Source organism: Mycobacterium sp. G7A2, assembly GCF_041902445.1.
In the GTDB taxonomy this organism is placed as follows: domain Bacteria; phylum Actinomycetota; class Actinomycetes; order Mycobacteriales; family Mycobacteriaceae; genus Mycobacterium.
Genome location: NZ_CP169251.1, coordinates 3,140,208 through 3,159,526, shown reverse-complemented (window position 1 = coordinate 3,159,526; position 19,319 = coordinate 3,140,208). Strand labels below are relative to the sequence as shown.

At 67.7% G+C, this 19,319-nt stretch carries 16 protein-coding genes and 1 pseudogene; 7 read left to right on the top strand and 10 right to left on the bottom strand.

The features are described 5' to 3' along the window. Positions 1-135 precede the first annotated feature (135 nt). The 3 genes and pseudogenes from ACEWX3_RS15075 to ACEWX3_RS15065 all read left to right on the top strand — a co-directional run. A pseudogene (locus ACEWX3_RS15075) lies at positions 136-270 on the top strand (sigma factor-like helix-turn-helix DNA-binding protein); the annotation flags it as partial. Positions 271-357: 87 nt separating this feature from the next. Continuing rightward, positions 358-2,760 (top strand): Tex family protein, encoded by a 2,403-nt coding sequence (locus ACEWX3_RS15070; RefSeq protein ID WP_374156980.1) that lies wholly within the window; start codon positions 358-360, stop codon positions 2,758-2,760. Positions 2,761-2,798: 38 nt separating this feature from the next. Beyond that, on the top strand, positions 2,799-3,425 hold the full coding sequence (locus tag ACEWX3_RS15065; RefSeq protein ID WP_374156979.1) for a sensor domain-containing protein: 627 nt from the start codon (positions 2,799-2,801) through the stop codon (positions 3,423-3,425). Here ACEWX3_RS15065 and ACEWX3_RS15060 read toward each other — a convergent pair. Next, positions 3,422-4,318 carry an alpha/beta fold hydrolase gene (locus ACEWX3_RS15060; protein ID WP_374156978.1) on the bottom strand — a complete coding sequence of 299 codons (897 nt, stop codon included), beginning with the start codon at positions 4,316-4,318 and terminating at the stop codon, positions 3,422-3,424. The genes ACEWX3_RS15065 and ACEWX3_RS15060 overlap by 4 nt on opposite strands. A gap of 131 nt (positions 4,319-4,449) precedes the next feature. Between ACEWX3_RS15060 and ACEWX3_RS15055 the strand changes: the two genes are divergently transcribed. Beyond that, the gene (locus tag ACEWX3_RS15055) at positions 4,450-5,295 is read left to right on the top strand and encodes a helix-turn-helix transcriptional regulator (RefSeq protein ID WP_207067094.1); all 846 of its coding nucleotides are present in this window, start codon (positions 4,450-4,452) and stop codon (positions 5,293-5,295) included. On the opposite strand, the gene eutC is transcribed toward ACEWX3_RS15055, so the two are convergent. The 3 genes from eutC to eat are packed head-to-tail and all read right to left on the bottom strand — an operon-like array spanning position 5,277 to position 8,895. Next, positions 5,277-6,053 (bottom strand): ethanolamine ammonia-lyase subunit EutC, encoded by a 777-nt coding sequence (eutC, locus tag ACEWX3_RS15050; protein WP_221357689.1) that lies wholly within the window; start codon positions 6,051-6,053, stop codon positions 5,277-5,279. The genes ACEWX3_RS15055 and eutC overlap by 19 nt on opposite strands. After that, positions 6,050-7,459, bottom strand: a complete 1,410-nt coding sequence (locus tag ACEWX3_RS15045; RefSeq protein ID WP_374156977.1) for an ethanolamine ammonia-lyase subunit EutB — start codon at positions 7,457-7,459, stop codon at positions 6,050-6,052. The genes eutC and ACEWX3_RS15045 overlap by 4 nt, the downstream gene beginning before the upstream one ends. Further along, complete coding sequence (gene eat, locus ACEWX3_RS15040; RefSeq protein WP_221357688.1) at positions 7,456-8,895, bottom strand: ethanolamine permease; 1,440 nt, start codon at positions 8,893-8,895, stop codon at positions 7,456-7,458. Before eat ends, ACEWX3_RS15045 begins: the two co-directional genes overlap by 4 nt. Positions 8,896-9,261: 366 nt before the next feature. On the opposite strand from eat, the gene ACEWX3_RS15035 reads away from it, so the two are divergent. Both ACEWX3_RS15035 and ACEWX3_RS15030 read left to right on the top strand, forming a co-directional pair. Next, positions 9,262-10,374 (top strand): hypothetical protein, encoded by a 1,113-nt coding sequence (locus ACEWX3_RS15035; protein ID WP_374156976.1) that lies wholly within the window; start codon positions 9,262-9,264, stop codon positions 10,372-10,374. Between the two features lie 18 nt (positions 10,375-10,392). Then, positions 10,393-11,595, top strand: coding sequence for an acyl-CoA dehydrogenase family protein (locus tag ACEWX3_RS15030; protein WP_374156975.1), 1,203 nt, complete (start codon positions 10,393-10,395; stop codon positions 11,593-11,595). 96 nt (positions 11,596-11,691) lie between these two features. On the opposite strand, the gene ACEWX3_RS15025 is transcribed toward ACEWX3_RS15030, so the two are convergent. The 6 genes from ACEWX3_RS15025 to ACEWX3_RS15000 all read right to left on the bottom strand — a co-directional run bounded on the left by ACEWX3_RS15025 (position 11,692) and on the right by ACEWX3_RS15000 (position 17,679). Further along, entirely contained in the window at positions 11,692-12,978 is a 1,287-nt protein-coding gene (locus tag ACEWX3_RS15025; protein ID WP_374156974.1) for a spinster family MFS transporter, read from the bottom strand. 229 nt (positions 12,979-13,207) lie between these two features. Beyond that, the gene (locus ACEWX3_RS15020) at positions 13,208-13,672 is read right to left on the bottom strand and encodes a DUF5078 domain-containing protein (protein ID WP_374156973.1); all 465 of its coding nucleotides are present in this window, start codon (positions 13,670-13,672) and stop codon (positions 13,208-13,210) included. A 59-nt stretch (positions 13,673-13,731) separates the two neighbouring features. Further along, entirely contained in the window at positions 13,732-14,013 is a 282-nt protein-coding gene (locus tag ACEWX3_RS15015; protein WP_207067088.1) for a hypothetical protein, read from the bottom strand. Continuing rightward, positions 14,010-14,348 (bottom strand): DUF732 domain-containing protein, encoded by a 339-nt coding sequence (locus tag ACEWX3_RS15010; RefSeq protein ID WP_374156972.1) that lies wholly within the window; start codon positions 14,346-14,348, stop codon positions 14,010-14,012. Before ACEWX3_RS15010 ends, ACEWX3_RS15015 begins: the two co-directional genes overlap by 4 nt. After that, positions 14,348-17,254, bottom strand: a complete 2,907-nt coding sequence (locus ACEWX3_RS15005) for an RND family transporter (RefSeq protein WP_374156971.1) — start codon at positions 17,252-17,254, stop codon at positions 14,348-14,350. The genes ACEWX3_RS15010 and ACEWX3_RS15005 overlap by 1 nt, the downstream gene beginning before the upstream one ends. Next, positions 17,251-17,679, bottom strand: a complete 429-nt coding sequence (locus ACEWX3_RS15000; protein WP_283613726.1) for an MmpS family protein — start codon at positions 17,677-17,679, stop codon at positions 17,251-17,253. Before ACEWX3_RS15000 ends, ACEWX3_RS15005 begins: the two co-directional genes overlap by 4 nt. 290 nt (positions 17,680-17,969) lie before the next feature. On the opposite strand from ACEWX3_RS15000, the gene ACEWX3_RS14995 reads away from it, so the two are divergent. Continuing rightward, positions 17,970-19,271 carry a cytochrome P450 gene (locus tag ACEWX3_RS14995; protein ID WP_374156970.1) on the top strand — a complete coding sequence of 434 codons (1,302 nt, stop codon included), beginning with the start codon at positions 17,970-17,972 and terminating at the stop codon, positions 19,269-19,271. Positions 19,272-19,319: the final 48 nt, after the last annotated feature.

The following is a 19,319-nucleotide window of genomic DNA, read 5'->3' as shown; positions in this document are numbered from 1 at the left end:
AGCACGCTGCACATCGACGTCGGCTCTCAGCTCTCACGCGCAACGATCTGCCGTGCAGTGACATTCGCGTCCAGAAGCGATGCAGCACCTCCTTGTGCGGATGGCTGCGCGTCGACCTCATCGGCGCCGTGTCTCGAATCTCTGACCCAGTCCGAAATCACCGCCCGAAGGGGCATTTCGCAGATGCACGTGTCGAGGCTGCTGAGCCAGTCGCTGTACCTCCTGCGCGAGGCATTGGCCGGGGGAGGGCCGGCCAGCACGGTCGCCTGATCGAGCCTCCCGGTGGTGCGGGGCGGCCTGTCCGGCACCGTCGTGTCCGCAGCCCTTCTGTCGGGCTGATTCGGTAGGGTCCTGCGCGTGAATTCGAGCGCCACCGAGAAGAGTCGATCGACCGCCCTGCCCTCGCTGAGCACCCGGCTCGCCGCCGAGCTGGCGGTGGGTGAGAACCAGGTCGCCGCCGCCATCCGGCTGCTCGACGAGGGCTCGACGGTGCCGTTCATCGCCCGGTACCGCAAAGAGGCCACCGGCAGCCTCGACGACGCCCAGCTGCGTCAGCTCGACGAGCGTCTGGGCTATCTGCGCGAGCTCGACGACCGCCGCAACGCGGTGCTCGCCTCGATCGATGAGCAGGGCAAGCTGACCGCCGAACTCACCGCGGCGCTGATGTCTGCCGACACCAAGGCCCGGGTCGAGGACATCTATCTGCCCTTCAAGCCCAAACGGCGCACCAAGGCCCAGATCGCTCGCGAAGCGGGCCTCGAGCCGTTGGCCGACCGGCTGCTCGCCGACCCCACCCTGGTACCCGAGACCGCCGCCGCCGACTTCATCGGCACCGCCGTCGCCGACACCGCCGCGGCACTCGACGGTGCCCGCCACATCATCGTCGAGCGCGCCGCCGAGGACGCCCGGCTCGTGGGCGCCTTGCGCGAACGGTTCTGGGACAACGGCTGGGTGCGCACCCGGGCCGCGTCGGAAACGGCGGAGAAGACCGCTGCGGCGCAGAAGTTCCGGGACTATTTCGACTACTCCGAGCCGCTGACCAGTATGCCCGGCCACCGGGTGCTCGCCGTGCTGCGGGGCGAGAAGGAGCAGGCCCTCACGCTGACCCTCCACGGCGGCGTGCCCGACGACCCAGACGCCGGCGCCGACGAGGTCTACCAGGCGATGATCGCCGCGGCGCTCGGCATCGACCGCGCCGCTCCGGGAGCGGCAACCCCGTGGCTGAGCAACACCGTCGGCTTCGCGTGGCGCACCCGGCTGTCGGTGTCGGCGTCGGTGGACGCGCGAGTGCGGCTTCGTCGCGGCGCCGAAGAGGACGCCGTGTCGGTGTTCGCCAAGAACCTCAAGGATCTGCTGCTCGCCGCGCCTGCCGGTAATCGCACGACACTCGGACTCGATCCCGGGTTCCGCACCGGGGTCAAGGTGGCCGTCGTCGACGGCACCGGCAAGGTCCTCGACACCTGCGCGATCTACCCGCACCAGCCACAGAAGCAATGGGACACCGCGAAAGCCACGCTGGCCGCTCTGGTCGCCCGTCACGGTGTCGAACTGATCGCGGTGGGCAACGGCACGGCCTCGCGCGAAACCGACCTGCTGGCAACCGAATTGATCTCCGAGATCCGGTCGGCGGGCGCCGCCGCCCCGGCCAAGGCCATGGTCAGCGAGGCGGGCGCGTCGGTGTACTCCGCTTCGGCATACGCCGCACACGAACTGCCCGGCCTCGACGTCACACTGCGCGGTGCCGTGTCGATCGCGCGCCGCCTGCAGGATCCGCTGGCCGAGCTGGTCAAGATCGAGCCGAAGTCGATCGGCGTCGGCCAGTACCAACACGACGTCACCCCCGCCCTGCTGAGCCGCAGCCTGGGCGCGGTCGTCGAAGACGCGGTCAACGCCGTGGGCGTCGACCTCAACACCGCCTCGGCACCGTTGCTGGCGCGGGTCTCCGGTATCACCGAGACGCTCGCCGAGGCGATCGTCGCGCACCGCGACCAAGCCGGCCGGTTCGCCAGCCGGCGCCAGCTGCTCGACGTTCCGCGCCTGGGCCCCAAGGCATTCGAACAATGCGCCGGCTTCCTGCGGATCCGCGACGGGGAGGACCCGCTGGATGGTTCCGGCGTGCATCCCGAGGCGTATCCCGTCGTCCGCAGAATCCTGGACCGGGCCGGGGTCGGTCTGGCCGAGATCATCGGCGACCAACGGGCGTTGCGCGCCATCCGACCCGCCGACTTCGCCGACGACCGGTTCGGTATCCCCACGATCACCGACATCCTCGCCGAACTGGAAAAACCCGGTCGTGATCCGCGGCCGGCGTTCGTCACCGCCAGCTTCGCGGCCGGGGTGGAGAAGGTCGCCGATCTGAAGGTCGGCATGGTGCTCGAAGGGGTGGTCACGAATGTGGCCGCGTTCGGGGCGTTCGTCGACGTGGGTGTGCACCAGGACGGTCTGGTGCACGTCTCGGCGATGGCCGACCGTTTCGTCTCCGATCCGCACGAGGTGGTGCGATCCGGGCAGGTGGTGCGCGTCAAGGTGGTCGAGGTCGACGTCGAACGCCAGCGCATCGGGCTGAGCCTGCGGTTGAACGACGATGTTCGGGCACAAGATGCCGATCGACGCACCGACGCGACCCGGCCTGTACGCGGTGACCAGCGTCGCGCCGCTCAGCAGCGCAACCGGCCACGCGGGGACAACGCCCCGCGGCGCGACCGCGCCGCGGGCGGCTCGATGGCCCAGGCGTTGCGGGACGCCGGTTTCGGGCGGTGAGCATGTCAGCCCGCCGACGAGCGCGCGCACGTGCAGGTGTGCTCGCTGCGGCGGGCAGCGTGGTCCTGGTGGCGGCGTGCGCCCGCCACGTCGACGACGCCACCGCGACCGCGGGTTCGGTCGCGGCGCCGATCCTCACCACCCAGGTCGCCGACCTGTTGAGCCCCGACGTCCGCGGCGAGGAAGGCAATCTGTTCGCGGTCGTCGAACCACAGCGCTGCGCGGGGCTGGCCCGTGAAGTCGACCCGCCCTTCATCCAGGCGCACCGGCCGCTGGCCACCGACGGCGGACACTGGACGACCCCGGACGGATCGATCTACATCGAGGAGATGGTCGCGGTCTACCGCTACGACTTCGATCCGGCAGCGGCGCTGGACCTGGTGCGCCGCACGGCTGACGAGTGCCGCGACCAGACACTGACCGTCACCACGATGAAAGACCGCACCTATCTGTTCGACGTCGCTCCGGGGAGCGCGCCCCAGCCGCAAAACAGTGTGCTCTGGCAGCTGCGTGCGGTCGACTGGAATTGCGACAACACCTTCGTCGCGGCACACAACGCCGCCGTGGAGATCACCGCATGCGGAGAGTCGGGGAACCCCGGTGCCGCCGATCTCGCCGAGGAGGCGCTGGCCCGCATCGAGGCGTTGGCGAACACCGCCGCCTAACGGGCAGCACGCCGATTCGCGAGGAGGGTCGGCAACAACGCCTCAGCGCACTCACGCGGAAACTCCTCGTGCGCGAAGAGTTTTCCTCGCGCGATCACGTCGAGCTGCACCGGTCCGGAAAAAGTGGTGACCATCTGACGGGTCCACGACAGCGGAAAGAACGCATCCCGCTCACCGTGCACCAGGTGGACAGGCACGGCGATCCGGTGGTGCAACTCGGTCAGCGCGCCGAAGGCGCCGAGGTCGAACTGCCGGCCGAAATCCCCGGCCGCTCGACGGCGAGCCGCGTCGTGACGCAGAGGGCGGAGGAAGAACTCGGCGAACTCACCGTCGAGCAGATCACGATCGGTGAAGCAGTCACCCAGGACGAGCTTGTTGCGGCGAATCCGCGGTTGGTTGACGAGGTAGGCCAGCAGGTTCTCGAAGCGGGGCACCACACGGATGGCCAGAAACGAACGGAAGCGAAGAGTCGGGCCCTGCGGCTGCTCGGTGTCGATCAGGCCCCAGGAACGGACCCGGGGATCACCGGCGAGGGCGTGACGGGCGATGAGCCCTCCGCTGTCATGGCCGACCACCGCCACATCGCCGAAGTTCATGGCGTCCACCACCTGCCGAACCGCCGCGGCGTGATCACCGATGCCGAAGCGGGAGTCCGGGCCGAACCGGCTGTCACCCGCCCCGGCCAGATCGACGACATGGCAACGGAGGTGGGGGCTCAGGTGGGGCAGCAGACCGCGGAACGTTGCGCCCGACACCGGCCAGCCGTGGACGAACAGCACATCGGGGCCGGTGCCCACACTGCGCACCGCGACCTGCCCGTTGCCCACGCAGATGTGGCGGTCGGCGGGCCGGCGGAACAGGTCGGCGGCCTCCGCCCGGGTCAACGTCGACATCGCAATGCCCTCCTTCGCGGGAAGATCCGCTGCCCGCCGATCTCGGTAAAGCTTGGATTCCTCACCGGGGCGCCGCAATGACCTGACGAGGTAACGACTGCGGCGTTCCAGGCTGGATTACTGTCGCTGTCGTGCACCGACACGGGGCGCAGAGATACGCCGACGATCGCCGCGGGCTGTATTCGACCTTGCTGCGGCACTGGCGCAGGCGCCGAGGGATGAGCCAGCTCGACCTCGCGCTGGCGGCCGACGTGTCCACCCGTCACCTGAGCTTCCTCGAAACCGGCCGGTCGTCACCGAGCGTCGAGATGGTTCTGCGGCTGGCAGCTGCGCTGGATGTACCTCTGCGGCAAGCCAATGCGATGCTGCGCGCGGCCGGCCACCCACCGCGATACGCCGAGCCCGCCGAGGGCTTCCCGCCAGAGGTGTCCTCGGCACTGGAGCTGATGAAAAAGCACCACGAGCCGTTTCCGCTGTTCGTGATGGACCGCAGCTACCGGGTGCTGGACGCCAACGAGGGCGGCCGGGCGGTGCTCGGTGCCGCGCTGCCGGAGCTGGCACCCGGACATCTCGGCGAGGCGAATCTGGCCCTGCTCACGCTCGATCCCGGCATCGGCGGACGCGTCATCGTCAACCATGCGACGGTGGCGCGCGAACTGATGTGGCGGCTGCAGCGGGAGATGCTGGCCGACCCCGACAACGGGTCTTTACGCGAACTCCTCGACCACGTCGAAGCATCGCCCGGCCTGGATCAGGACTGGCGGCGCCCCGATCCCACGACGCCGTCCGCTGCGACCGTGGAGTTGAAGCTCAGGGTCGGCGCGGCGACGTGGTCATTTCTGCTGCTGGTCAGCGTTCTGCAGGCGCCGCTGGAGGTGAGCGTCGAAGACATCCGCATCGAGCAGTGGTTTCCCGTCGACGGGGTCACCGCAGCGGGGTGCGCCGAGTTGGCGCGCGATCAGCCCAGCGCGGGCTGACCTCCGTCGTCACCGAGCAGTGCCGGTGAGGTGTCCTTGAGCGCGACCCCCGAGCGTCCGAGTTGACGGGCTCCGGAGATCAGCGCGGCGGTGGTGCGGGCAGCGCGGTGATATCCCAGCCCGTCCGGCGGGTGGATGTTGGAGATGCAATTGCGGTCGGCGTCGGTGCGGCCCGGCCGCGGCAGGTGGGTCAGGTAGATCCCCAGGCTGTCGGCGACCGACAGCCCCGGCCGCTCACCGATCACCATCACGAGCGTGGCGACGTCCAGCGCCGCGCCGATGTGGTCACCGAGTGCCACCCGCGCCTGCGTCGCGATCACCGGTGGCGCCAGCCGGTAACGGCCGGCGAATTCGTCCACCAACGCACTCAGCAGCCCGACACCGTGATCGACCAGTGCGCGCGGCGACAACCCGTCGGCCAGCACGATGCCGACGTCGGCGCCGGTGGACGGAAGCGCGCTCACGTCGGCCGGGGTGCGGCCGAGGTCGGGCCTGCGCAGGTACTCGCTGCGGGACTCCGCACGGCTGCTGACCAGCACCGGCGCCCCGAGCCCGACCGCCTCGACCTGCTCGGCGAACTGATCGGCGTCCAGCGGGACATGCACGGCGTCCCGGGCCGCGGAATGCGCGGCTTTGAACTCCAGCACCCGCCGCGACGGCAGCGCATTGCCCGCCCGGCCCAGTCCGATACGCGCCTGTGTGGTGCGCCGCAACGGTGCCCAGACATCGTCTGCGGGTCGGCGGTCCGCGTCGTTCACTGACCCGACGCCAATCCGAGCAGGGGGGAGCCGGCGGGGTCGACGGGCAGCACCCGGCCCTCACCGTCGGCCATGCCCAACCGGGCCAGCCACGCTTCGAACTCCGGCGCCGGCCGCAGTCCCAGAGCCTTGCGCACGTACAGCGCATCGTGAAACGCCAGGCTCTGATAGCCGAGCATGACGTCGTCGGCGCCCGGCACGGTGATCACGAATGCCGCCCCCGCGACGCCGAGCAGCGTGAGCAGCGTGTCCATGTCGTCCTGGTCGGCCTCGGCGTGGTTGGTGTAGCAGACGTCCACCCCCATCGGCAGACCCAGCAGCTTCCCGCAGAAGTGATCTTCGAGCCCGGCCCGGACGATCTGCTTGCCGTCGTAGAGGTATTCCGGGCCGATGAATCCGACAACGGTGTTGACCAGCAGCGGATCCAGCGCGCGCGCCACTGCGTAGGCTCTGGTCTCCAACGTCTGTTGATCCACCGGACGGCCTCCGGTACCCAGGTGCGCGCCGGCCGACAATGCCGAACCCTGCCCGGTCTCCAGATACATCACGTTGTCGCCGATCGTGCCCCGGCCCAGGCTGCGGCCCGCCTCGTTGGCCTCGGTGAGCATGGCCAGCGTGATGCCGAAACTGGTGTTGGCGCCCTGTGTCCCGGCGATGGACTGGAACACCAGATCGACCGGCGCACCGCGGTCGATCAACTCCATGGTCGTCGTGACGTGGGACAGCACGCACGACTGCATCGGGATCTCGAAACGCTGCCTGATTTCGTCGAGCAGATGCAACAGATCCGAGGTGTGTTGCGGTGAGTCGGTCGCGGGATTGATGCCGATGACCGCGTCACCGCAGCCCATCAGCAGCCCATCGAGGGTGGCCGCGGCGATGCCGCGCGGGTTGTCGGTCGGGTGGTTGGGCTGCAGACGGGTCGCCAACGTGCCAGGCACCCCGATCGAGGTCCGAAACGCCGCACTGACGGTGCACGCGGCCGCTACGGCGATCAGATCCTGGTTGCGCATGATCTTCGACACCGCCGCGACCATCTCTGGTGTCAGTCCCGCAGCCACCGCGGCGATGCGCTCGGCGCTGTCGTCCTGGCTCGCCGCGTCGAGCAACCAGTCTCGGAAGCCGCCGACCGTCAGATGGGAGATCTGCGAGAAGACCTGCCGATCGTGGCTGTCGATGATCAGTCGGGTGATGTCGTCGGTTTCGTAGGGGACGACGGCTTCGTCGAGAAACGTCGACAGCGGCAGATCGGCGAGCACCCAGGCCGCGGCGGCACGTTCGGCGTCGGACTCCGCCGCGCATCCGGCGAGTTCGTCACCGGAGCGCAGCGGAGTCGCCTTGGCCAGAACGTCGACCAGACCGTCGAACTGGTAGGTGTGTCCGGAAATCTGCTGGCGATAGGTCAATTCAGCTCTTCCTCGGCTGCGGCCAGAGCGGCGAATTCCTCGTCGGGGGAGTTCGCCACCAGGTGGTGCCGGCTGTAGAGCCCGAAATAGGCCATGAACAACGCGAATACGATCAGGCAACCCAGCGCGGCGACGCTGTCGACCAGGAATGTGGCGATGACCGCGAGTACCGCGATGACGAGCGCGAAGCCGGTGGTGACCACGCCACCGGGGGTGCGGTACGGCCGCTCCATCTCGGGAGCCCGGACCCGCAACACGATGTGGCTGACCATCATCAGCACGTAGCTCAGCGCTGCGCCGAAGACAGCCATGTTGAGCAACAACGCACCCTGGCCGGTCAGTGACAGCGCGAACCCGATGACGCCGGGCACCACGAGGGCCAACGTGGGCGCCTTGCGCGAGTTCGTCACCGACAGGGCGGTCGGCAGGTAGCCGGCCCGGGACAACGCGAAGAGCTGGCGCGAGTAGGCGTAGATGATGGAGAAGAAGCTGGCGATCAGACCGGCCAGGCCGATGTAGTTGACGACCTTGGCCATCGTGCCGTCGCCGAGGGCCTCGACCAACGGGTTACCCGACTCCGACATCGCCGCGGCGCCACCGGCTCCGGGCGTGAGCACCAGCACCGTCAGGCACGTGACGAGCAGCACCGCGATGCCGGCGATGATGCCGCGGGGAACGTTGCGGGCCGGGTTGGCGGCTTCCTCGGCAGCCAGCGGGACACCTTCGATCGCCAGGAAGAACCAGATCGCGAACGGGATCGCCGCCCAAATACCCAGATAGCCGAACGGCAGCCACTCCGAGGCGCCCGCCGCGTCGGTCACGGCGATGTCGGTCAGATTCGCCGCGTCGAACTGCCCTATCGCCGAGATCGCGAAGATCACCAGACCGAGCAGGGCGATACCGGTGATCACGAACATCACCTTGAGCGCTTCGCCGACTCCGGAGAGATGGATGCCGATGAAGATGGCGTAGGCGGCCAGGTAGACCCACCAGCCGTCCTGGATGCCGAACAGGTTCAGCGATTCGACGTAGGCACCGATGAAGGTGGCGATGGCCGCCGGCGCGATGGCGTATTCGATGAGGATCGCGGTGCCCGTGGCGAAGCCGCCCCAGGGACCCAGCGCACGCCGTGCGAACGTGTAGCCGCCACCGGCCGCGGGCAGGGCCGAGGACATCTCAGCCATGCCGAGAACCAGGGCGAGGTACATGCCGGCGATGATGACGGCGGCGATGGCCAAACCGCCGAACCCGCCCTGGCCCAGTCCGAAGTTCCAGCCGGAGTAGTCGCCCGAGATGACATAGCCGACGCCGAGGCTGGCCAGCAGCAGCCACCCAGCGGTTCCCGTCTTCAGCTGGCGCTTCTGCAGGTAGTCATCCGACTCGTTGTGCTCTTCCACGCCACGTCGTGGGTGGTGGGGGTGACTGTCGCTACTCATGGCATGAGACTCCGTTCGTAGGTGTGAACTAGCACACTATGCTCCACCCGGTTGCACCACCGTTGCAGATTTTCACCGAAACCAGTTGGGACACAATGCAATAACGAGACACAATTCACGCGCAGGCCATCACCGACGGCGGCGCGACCGCATCGTCGCGCCGTCGGCGCGCACAAAGCGCGTGTCAGCGTTACGCTCCTGCCGATTCGTCGAGCACCGGACAGAACTCAAAGGTTGGCCAGTCGACCTTTAGAAGGAGCTTATGGGCTGGGTCTCACCTTGTCCAGCCGTGAGGCGCATGTAACAGCACGTCGGAGCACCGCGATACACCGCACACACCGAATCCGTCGTCGGAAGGGGATCACCGTGGGCACGGTGATGGGACTGTCTCTGACCGCCGACATGGTGGGTTGGGTGTTGGTGGACGTCGACTCCGGTGGACTGCTCGACCACGATGTCCTGGAGGTCACCGCCGGCGCGGAGACCGCTCGCGCGGCGGTGTTGGGTGCCCATGCCATCGCCGCCACCGCCGGTCACGAGATCGACCGTGTCCGCATCACGTGGAGTGACGACGCCGGACACGACGGGTTGCGGCTGCAGAGTCGACTTCGCAGCCTGGCTCTGTCGCCCGTCGAGGCGGTGCCGCAGTCGCGGGCGCTGGCGGTGCTCGTCGACCCCGAGGACGCCGACCTGCCGGTCGACATCGCGCTGGCCTACGGTGCCGCGATGGCGGCCGCCGACCACGACGAGACGATCCCCGACCCGGTGGGCGTCGACCCGGTCCGGCGGAGTCCTGCGCGGCGGCTTCTCACCTCGGCGCTCGGTGTCGCAGCAGCCGTGGCAATCGGTGTCTTCTTTCTCGGAGCGGCCGGTGGTCCGGACGTCGCTCCCGCCGCGACGGCGGTCGAGCAGCCCAGCGCCGCCGAGCCGGGCTGGGTTGCGGTGCCGGTGACACCGCCGAACACGGTCACCATTCCGGCCCGGAAAGTGGTCGCTGTGCCATCCCCGCGCAGTGCCCGGCCCGAGCCGGTGTCCAGCTATCAACCGGCACAGTCCGCGGCCACCGTTCCCGCTCCGCAGGTGGCACCGGCCCCGGCGGCTGTGACGGCCGCCGAGCCCGAGGGGCAGCCGCTGCTGAGCGAGACACCACCAGAGGTCGTACCGCATCTGGGCGGCCAGCAACCGGAGGCGGTGCCTCAGCTGGGCACCCCGCAACCGGGGGCGGTGCCGCACCACGGCGGCCCGCAGCCGGATGCGGTGCCGCCCCTGGGCGGCTCCGAACCGCGGGCCGTCACACAGCCCGACGCTGCCGGCCCGGTGCCGGCAGCCCCCGTGGGCACAATGGCCGAACCGGCGGCCGTCCCCCACGTCTCCGAGTCGATGTCACCCCATGCTCCGGGGCCGTCGACCGTCGTCACGGGCGGCGCACCCGCACCAGAGATGACAGATTCGGCGAACCTGTTCACTGCGCTGCCCTGACGCAGTACCGTCGAGGCCGTGACGGCGGCGACGCAGAACCTCTCGCAACCCATCCGTGCCGACGGGCTTGTCGACCTGGCCCGCGGGCTGCGCGATCTTGTCCGATCACAGGCTGCCGACTCCGAGCGTGCCCGCACGCTGACGCCCGACATCGTCGAGGCCATGTGGTCGTCGGGTCTGATGTCGTCGTTCAATCCCGGAGCCGCCGGCGGCGTCGAACCATCGTTCGCCGAGATGATCGAGACATGGATCGAGATGGCTTGGCAGGATGGCTCGTTCGGGTGGATCGGGATCGCCAATCTGCCCTCGGCGTTCGCTGCCGCGACCTACCTGCCCGAGGACGGGTTCGCCGAGGTGTTCAGCGCCCGGTCGAACCGGGTCACGATGGGCGGCCAGTTCTTCCCGAACGGACAGGGCGTCGCCGTCGACGGTGGTTACCGGTTGACCGGATCCTGGAGTTTCGGTTCGGGCACCGGCCACGCGGAGTACGTCGCGGCCGGGTTCCTGCCGATGGTGGACGGCGAGATGCGCTGGGCCGGTGAGGGAATCCCCGATATGCAGGTTGCGATCGTCCCGCGTGATCAGGTGGTGTTCAAAGACGGCTGGCATGTGCAGGGGTTGAAAGGCACCGGCTCCTACGACTACGCGATCGACGATGTCTTCGTCCCGCAGTGCCGCACGTTCGCGCTGTTCACCCGTGAGCCTGCGCGGGGGAGTTCGCCTGCCACCAGGATGGGGATGATGCCGGTGACAGCCGCCGGTCACGCGGCCTGGGCGCTCGGTGTGGCCAAGAGCATGCTCGACGACGTCGCCGAGTTGGCCGAGACCAAGTTCCGGATGAGCGATATGGCGGCGCTGGCCACCCGGCCGACATTTCAGAAGGGGTTGGCCCATCACGTCGCTGCCTGGCGGGCTGCCCGGTTGCTGGTGCTCGATGCGTTCGGCACCGCCGAGTCCGCGGTGGCGGCTGGGGGAGAGCTGACCCCGACGCTGCGCGCCGACATGCGCGTGGCCGCGGTGTTCGCCACCGACACCGCACGCGAGTGCGCCGAGTGGGCGCATCTCGTGGCGGGCACGAGCGCGATTCGGGAAGGTAGCCGACTCGAACGGGCCTTCCGGGACATCTACACCGGCACCCAGCATGCGTTCATCAGCGAGAAGGTCGCGATCGACGCGGCGCAGATCTGGCTGGGGATCGTGGAGGACCAGTTCGGGCTCTGATCGCGGAGCGATCGATCCGGCCGCAGATCGCGGAGCGATCGATCCGGCCGCAGATCGCGAAGCGATCAATCCGGCTGCAGATCGCGGAGCGATCGATCAGGCGACGATCTCGCGCAGGAAGCGCCTGCTGGCGAGCAGGTAGCACACGATGGCGCCGACCTGCATGACCGGCACGACACTCAGCAGCGCCCAGCCCAGCGACATGTCCCCATGGTCTGTCCGCAGCGCGTCGCTGATCAGGCCGGTCAGAAGCGGCCCGACCGACCCGAGGATCGCACTGAAGAACAGAAAGATCGCCGACGCGGTCGCGCGCTGCTCGGCTGACACGAGGCGCTGGATGGCCGCGATCGACGGCGCCATGTAGGCGGTGCCGACCACGTAACTCAGCGCGATGAAGCACACCGAAAGCGTGGAACTGTCCACCAGGAAGCCGAGTGTCGAGAACGGGATCAGCGCGGCGGTCATGGCGGCGACCAACCAGAGCAGCCAGCGGGCGTCGATGCCGGACAGCTTGTCGGCGATGCGGCCGACAACGATCAGCCCGACGATTCCGGTCAGGCCGCTGGCGATGCCGTACTGCAGGCCCACGTCGCCCAGTGTCATCCCGCGGGCGCGCATCAGAAACGCCGGCGCGAAGGTGGTCAGGGCGTAGCCTGCCACGGAGATGCACGCGGCACCGCTGACGATCGCGAGATAACTCGGCTTGCGGAGAATGTCCCACCATCTCACCGGAAGCTGTTGTACAGCAACCATTTCGACGTGTTCGGCCGGTACGTTCTGGCGCCGGCCGACGACGGCCAGCACGACGGGCACGAAGGCGACGCTGAGCGCTCCCATGGCGACGAAGGCCCAGCGCCAGCCCAGCGCCTCGGCCAACAGTCCGCCGCCGATGAGGCTGGCCGCCGAGGCCAGCGGAATCGCCAACGTGATGACCGCAAGCGGCGCCGCACGACGCTCGGGTACGAAGTTGCGTGCCACGTAAGCGTGCGCCGCGGGGGTGGATCCCGCTTCCCCGATCGCGACGCCGACCCGGGTGAGGGCGAGTTGAAAACCGGACTGAACGGCACCGCCGAGCATCGTCATGGCGCCCCACAGGGTCAGGCATCCGGAGATCACCAGCCCGTAGGCGCCGCGGTCGGAAATCCTCGCGATCGGGATCCCGATGAGCGCGTAGACCGCGAGAAAGCCGAATCCGTTGATGATTCCGATCGCGGTGTCCGACAACGCCAGATCCTGGCGGATGGGTTCGGCGAGCACCGCGGGCAGGAAGCGGTCGGCGTAGTTGAGCGTCCCGACGACGGCGAGCACCGACACCGCCGCCCACGCCCGACGGGGCCTGTGGGTGCCGGTATCGGTCGCTGAAGTCTGCGACGGTGCGGACATGCAATCTCCTCGATCGCCGGATGGCGTTACAGATCAGAGAAAGATTGTCACCATGTGGGCGGCACCGTTCGGTAATCGCGAACTTCCCGCGCAAGCGCGCGCTTGCGGTCACGCTGGGGCGCAGGCGGGCGCCGGGCTTCACACGCTGGTCGCAGCGATCCACGCCCCGGGGTCGAGCGCGGCGGTGGTGTCACGGTCGGGCCGAACCGGGCCGACCGTTCAACCAGGATCAGACAGGCCAGTTCCAGACCGACATGTCGCCGCGCGGGTACTCCATGCAGACGTCGGTGGCGTGGGCGACCACACCCTTGTTGTTGAAGAAGATCTTCGCCCAGTTACCCCAGCGCGTCGCGACCTGCTCGTAGAACACGTTCGTCGCGGTGTTCTCCGAATACTGGCGCCGACCCACCGGGTCGAGCGAGAAGAACCAGTGGATGCGGTCGAAGGCCATCTGCTGGACGTCTGGCGGTCGGTTGCTGCGGTCGATCATGTATCGCTCGTAGTACACCGGGCTGGTGTCGCGCACCGCCGCCAGATACTGCTCGACGTCGCACGTGGTGTGGATGATCCGGCGTGGGATCGGATAGTCCTCGGTGGAATCGGCCATGGCCGGTCCGGCTCCGCTGAAGAACACCATCGCGGCTCCCGCGAGCCCCAGCCCCATCCGCGCGAGGCGACCTCTCGGTCCTGTCATCGTCACTCCTACCTCGTCGTTGCCTGTCGGTCCGGTCGTGTGTGCGCCGGCGTCATCGGTCAGCCGCCTCCGGTGACGGGGTTGGACGACAGGATCAGGAATCCGCCGTTCTTCCACACCCCCCAGCGCCCGCCCCACGCGGAGGTCCACACGACAGGCTCACCGATCCAGAACTCGGCGGGTTTGGGCGGCGCCCACGCCGGCACCGGCTCACCCTGGCCGGGGGCCGGTGGCGGCGGCTGGGCCCCAGCCGGTGCGCCGCCCCCCGCCATCATCCCCGCCGCCAGAGCGGCGACGGTGGCGGCGGTGGTCAGCGCCGAGAAACGCCGGGACCGACTCATTGCCGGGCCTGATCCAGGATGGGCAGGCGGTCCGGGCAGTAGGTGCGCAGACCCGCTGCCAGGAATTGCCACGCCTGTTCGGTGGTGGAGTCGTTCTCCAACTGGTTGTGCACGAAATCCGCGGCCTCGAACGCGTTCGCGTCGACGCCGGTGGCGATCCGCTTGCACGTGATCTTGCCGATCCACGCGTTGTAGTCCTTCTGGCCGTAGATCCCGTAGGTGTTCAGCTCGTTGGTGAACGCCGTGTCGGGGTCGGCGACGGCCGGGGCGGAGAAGCCCAGAGCTGATCCCAGCCCGACGGCGGCCGCGGCCGCACCGATTATCAACCGCTTCATCAAGATCTCACTCCATCCGACGGATTCGTCTGCAGCTCACCGGCTTTGGGCCAGGGCGACGGTTTGGGCCGGGTTCGCACCCGTTGCGGCCACCAGAACCACGGGCCGAGCAGGGCGGCGATCGACGGGGTCATGAAGGACCGCACCACCAGGGTGTCGAACAACAGACCCAGGCCGATCGTCGTACCCACCTGGGCGATGACGGTCAGTTCACTCACCGCCATCGACATCATGGTAAGTGCGAACACCAGTCCGGCGGCGGTTACCACCGAGCCACTGCCACCCATGGCCCGGATGATGCCGGTACCGACACCCGCGTGGATCTCCTCTTTGAGCCGGGAGACGAGCAGCAGGTTGTAGTCGGCGCCGACGCCCAGCAGCACGATCACCGCCATCGCGAACACCATCCAGTGCAGCTCGATGCCGAGGATGTGCTGCCACAGCAGGATCGACAGACCGAACGATGCGCCCAGCGAGATGGCCACCGTGCCCACGATGACCGCCGCCGCCACGATCGCGCGGGTCAGGATCAGCATGATGATGAAGATCAGTGACAGAGCGGCGATCCCGGCGATCATCAGGTCGTAGTTGTTGCCGTCCTTCATGTCCTTGAAGGTCGCCGCGGTGCCGCCGAGGTAGATCTTGGACCCTTCCAGCGGCGTGCCCTTGACCGCTTCTTTGGCCGCGGTCTTGATGTTGTCGATCTTCGCCACGCCTTCGGGACTCAGCGGATCACCCTCGTGGGAGATGATGAAACGCACCGCGTGCCCGTCGGGAGACAGGAACTGCTCGAGGCCGCGCTGGAAGTCCTCGTTCTCGAAGATCTCCGGCGGTAGATAGAACGAGTCGTCGTTCATCGAGTCGTCGAACGCCTCGCCCATGGCGTCGGCGTCCTCGGACATCGCCGCCATCTGGTCCTGCATGCCCTTCTGAGACTGATACATCGTCAGCATCATCGTGCGCATGGTCTTCATCGTGTCGATCATCTCGGGCATCAACGCGACCATCTGGGGCATCAGCTCGTTGAGCCGGCGCATCTCCGGAAGGATTTCCTTGAAGTCGTCGGTCATGATGTTGATGCCGTCGAGGGTGTCGAACACCGACCGCAGGGCCCAACACACCGGGATGTTGTAGCAGTGCGGTTCCCAGTAGAAGTAGTTGCGGATCGGACGGAAGAAGTCGTCGAAGTTCGCGATGCTGTCCCGCAGGTCGGCGATGTCGACGTACATGCCTTCCATCTTCTGCACCATGTTGTTGGTGATCGCCGCCATCTGGCCGGTCAGGTTCGACATCTTCTGCATCGTGGCGATGGTGTCGTTCATCTCGTCGGCCTGGACCAGCATGTCGGCCATCCGGTCCTGCATGTACTTCTCGTTGAGCCGCTGGGTGGTGCCCTGCATGCTCATCTGGAACGGGATCGAGGTGTGCTTGATCGGTTTGCCGTCGGGGCGGGTGATCGCCTGCACGCGGGCGATGCCCTCGACCTTGAAGATGGCCTTGGCGATCTTGTCGATGACCAGGAAGTCCGCCGAGTTGCGGAGATCGTGATCGCTTTCGATCATCAGCAGCTCGGGGTTCATCCGGGCCGGGTCGAAGTGCCGGTCGGCCGCGGCGTACCCCTCGTTGGCGGGCAGGTCGGGCGGCAGGTAGTCGCGGTCGTTGTAGTTGGTCTTGTAGCCGGGCAGGGCCAGCAGACCGACCAGAGCCAGCGCGATGGTGGCCACGAGGATCGGTCCCGGCCAGCGCACCACCGCCGCACCGACCTTGCGCCAGCCCCGGATGCGCATGGCCCGCTTGGGTTCCAACAGCTTGCCGAAGCGGGTGACGACGCTGATGATCGCCACCATCAGGACCACGCCGGCGAGCATGACCACGAACATGCCGATCGCCAGAGGCACGCCCAGCGTCTGGAAGTACGGCAACCGCGTGAAGCTCAGGCAGAACGTCGCGCCCGCGATCGTCAACCCCGACCCCAGCACCACGTGCGCGGTGCCGTGGAACATCGTGTAGAACGCGGTTTCCTTGTCCTCGCCCATACTTCGGGCTTCCTGATAGCGGCCTATCAGGAAGATGGCGTAGTCGGTTGCCGCCGCTATCGCGAGTGTCACCAACAGGTTCGTGGCGAAGGTCGAGAGCCCGATCACCTCGTGATAGCCGAGGAAGGCGACCACGCCGCGGGCCGTGGTCAGCGACAGCACCACCATGAACAGTGTGATGACGACCGTCAGGATCGAGCGATACACCAGCAGCAGCATCACGATGATGACGGTGAACGTCGCCATCTCGATGGTGCGCATGCTGCGGTCACCGGCGATGTGCTGGTCGGCCGCGAGCGCCGCGGGTCCGGTCACATAGGCCGTGACGCCCGGCGGCGGCTCCAGGTTGTTGACGATGCCCTGCACGGCCTTGACCGACTCGTTGGCCAGCGCCTCGCCCTGATTGCCGGCGAGCTTGACCTGCACGTAGGCGGCTTTGCCGTCGGTGCTCTGGGATCCTGACGCGGTGAGCGGGTCACTCCAGAAGTCCTGCACCGACTGCACGTGCGTGGTGTCGGCCTCCAGCCGCTGGACCAGTTCGTCGTACCAGGCGTGCGCCTCGTCGCCGAGCGGTTCCTGACCTTCGAAGACGATCATCACCGAGCTGTCGGAGTCGCCCTCCTCGAACAGCTCGCCGACCTTCTTCATCGAGATCATCGACGGCGCGTCGTCGGGGCTCATCGACACCGCCTGCATCTCGCCGACCGTCTCCAGCTGCGGAACGGTGACGTTGACGACGACGATGAGCGCGATCCACCCGAGCAGGATCGGCACGGCGAACGCGCGGATCATCCGCGGGATGAACGGACGCTTCTGCGGTTGGGCGGGTGGGAACGCGTCGGTGGGTGCGTCGCTGACGGGGGCGCTCATGCCGACTTCACAAAGCAGAAGGTCTGAGCGTTCAAGCCGGTGTTCGTCCTCTCGTCCTTCACCTCGTCGTCGACGATGATGCGGCACGTGATCGAACTGCTGTCACCCTGCGCGACGATGTTGGGCGCGGCCGAGGGCTCGGTGGTCTCCAGCGTCAGCGACCACGGCAGCGCGGCACCGTCGACGCGTTGCGGCTTGGCGTCGAGGTCGAGGTAGTTGATGTCGGCGTAGGAGCCGTTGCCGACGATCTCGTAGCGCACGACCTTCGGGTCGAACGGTTCGGGCAGGTCGGCGAAGTTCTCCGGCGTCTCGATGATGCCCTCCGAGCCGAAGAAGGTCCGGATGCGCGATACCGTCAAGCCGGCGATCACCACCACCACTATGATCAGCAGCGGAAGCCACACCTTTTTGGCGACTGCGATCACGCCCTCTGCCCCCGACTTCTGTCGCGCATCTGACCCCTGGTTCCCGTGACTCTTGTTCGGCTGATCGTAACTTAGCCGATATAACTTCTCACTCGGCCACAGGCTAGCTCAAGTCATTGTGGCGCTGCTAACTGCTTTGCGTCACCTGCGTGCCAGGTCACTTTTGCGTCAGCTCTTGACCCCCTTTCGGTCCGCTGTTACACATAGCGACAGCACGATATGCTGAGCGGTCGCACAACAAGGGTCTCCTGCAGGCGGAGAAGCCCCGCGGAACCGTCGGAGGAGCGCCCATGGCAACACCACGATCAGCGGGCACGACCACGACGAGCGCGGCGACGGCCACCGGAACCGCCCACGGCTCGGGCCCGAGATCCGTCCCGGGGGCGGGGCCGGCCACCGGGGCCGAGCCTCAGGTTTACTACGACCCCTACGACACCGGGATCGTCGCCGATCCCTACCCGGTGTACGCGCGGCTGCGCGACCAGGCACCGCTGTACCACAACCCGCACTACGACTTCTGGGCACTGTCCCGGCACGCCGACGTCGAACGCGCGCTGCTGGACTGGAAGGTGTTCTCCAACCGCCGCAGCGACATCCTCGAACTGGTCAAGTCCGACTTCGACATGCCCGAGGGCGTGATGATGTTCGAGGACCCGCCCGAACACACGATGCTGCGGGGGCTGATGGCACGGGTGTTCACCCCGCGGCGGATGGCCGAGATCGAAGACCGGATCCGGACCTACTGCATCAACTGTCTCGACCCGCTGGTCGGGACCGACGGGTTCGACATCATCGCCGAACTCGCGGCGATGATGCCCATGCGGGTCATCGGCATGTTGCTGGGCATCCCGGAATCGGAGCAGGTCTCGGTGCGCGACGCCAATGACGCCAACCTGCGCACCAGGCCCGGCACCCCGATGAAGGTCACCGATGCGAGCAGAATCGCCGACGGTCGCATCTACGCCGACTACGTCGACTGGCGCGCAGCCAACCCGTCCGACGATCTGATGACGGCGCTACTCAATGTCGAGTTCACCGACGAGCACGGTGTGCACCGCAAGCTCACCCGCCCGGAGGTGCTGCACTACACCCAGGTGGTGGCCGGCGCCGGTAACGAGACGACCGGCCGTCTGATCGGGTGGCTGGCCAAGGTGCTCGCCGAACACCCCGAACAGCGGCGCGAGATCGCCCGGGACCGCTCTCTGCTGACGCGGGCGGTCGACGAGACCCTGCGCTTCGAACCCACCGGCCCCCACGTCGCCCGGTATCTGGCCGCGGACTTCGACTACGCCGGCACGACGGTGCCCGCGGGCAGCGCCATGCTGCTGTTGTTCGGTGCGGCCAACCGCGACGAGCGGCGCTACCGCGATCCCGACACCTTCGACATCCACCGCGACAACATCAGTCATCTCACCTTCGGCAAAGGCCTGCACTACTGCCTGGGCGCCAACCTGGCCCGGCTCGAGGGCCGAGTCGCCCTCGACGAACTCCTCAACCGGTGGCCGGAGTGGGACATCGACCACGACAGCGCGCGGCTGGCGCCGACCTCGACGGTGCGTGGCTGGGAGTATCTGCGAATCCTGGTGCGGTAGCGCAGCCCGGGGAACCGGTCAGCGCCGTCCCGACAACCGGTCAGGCGT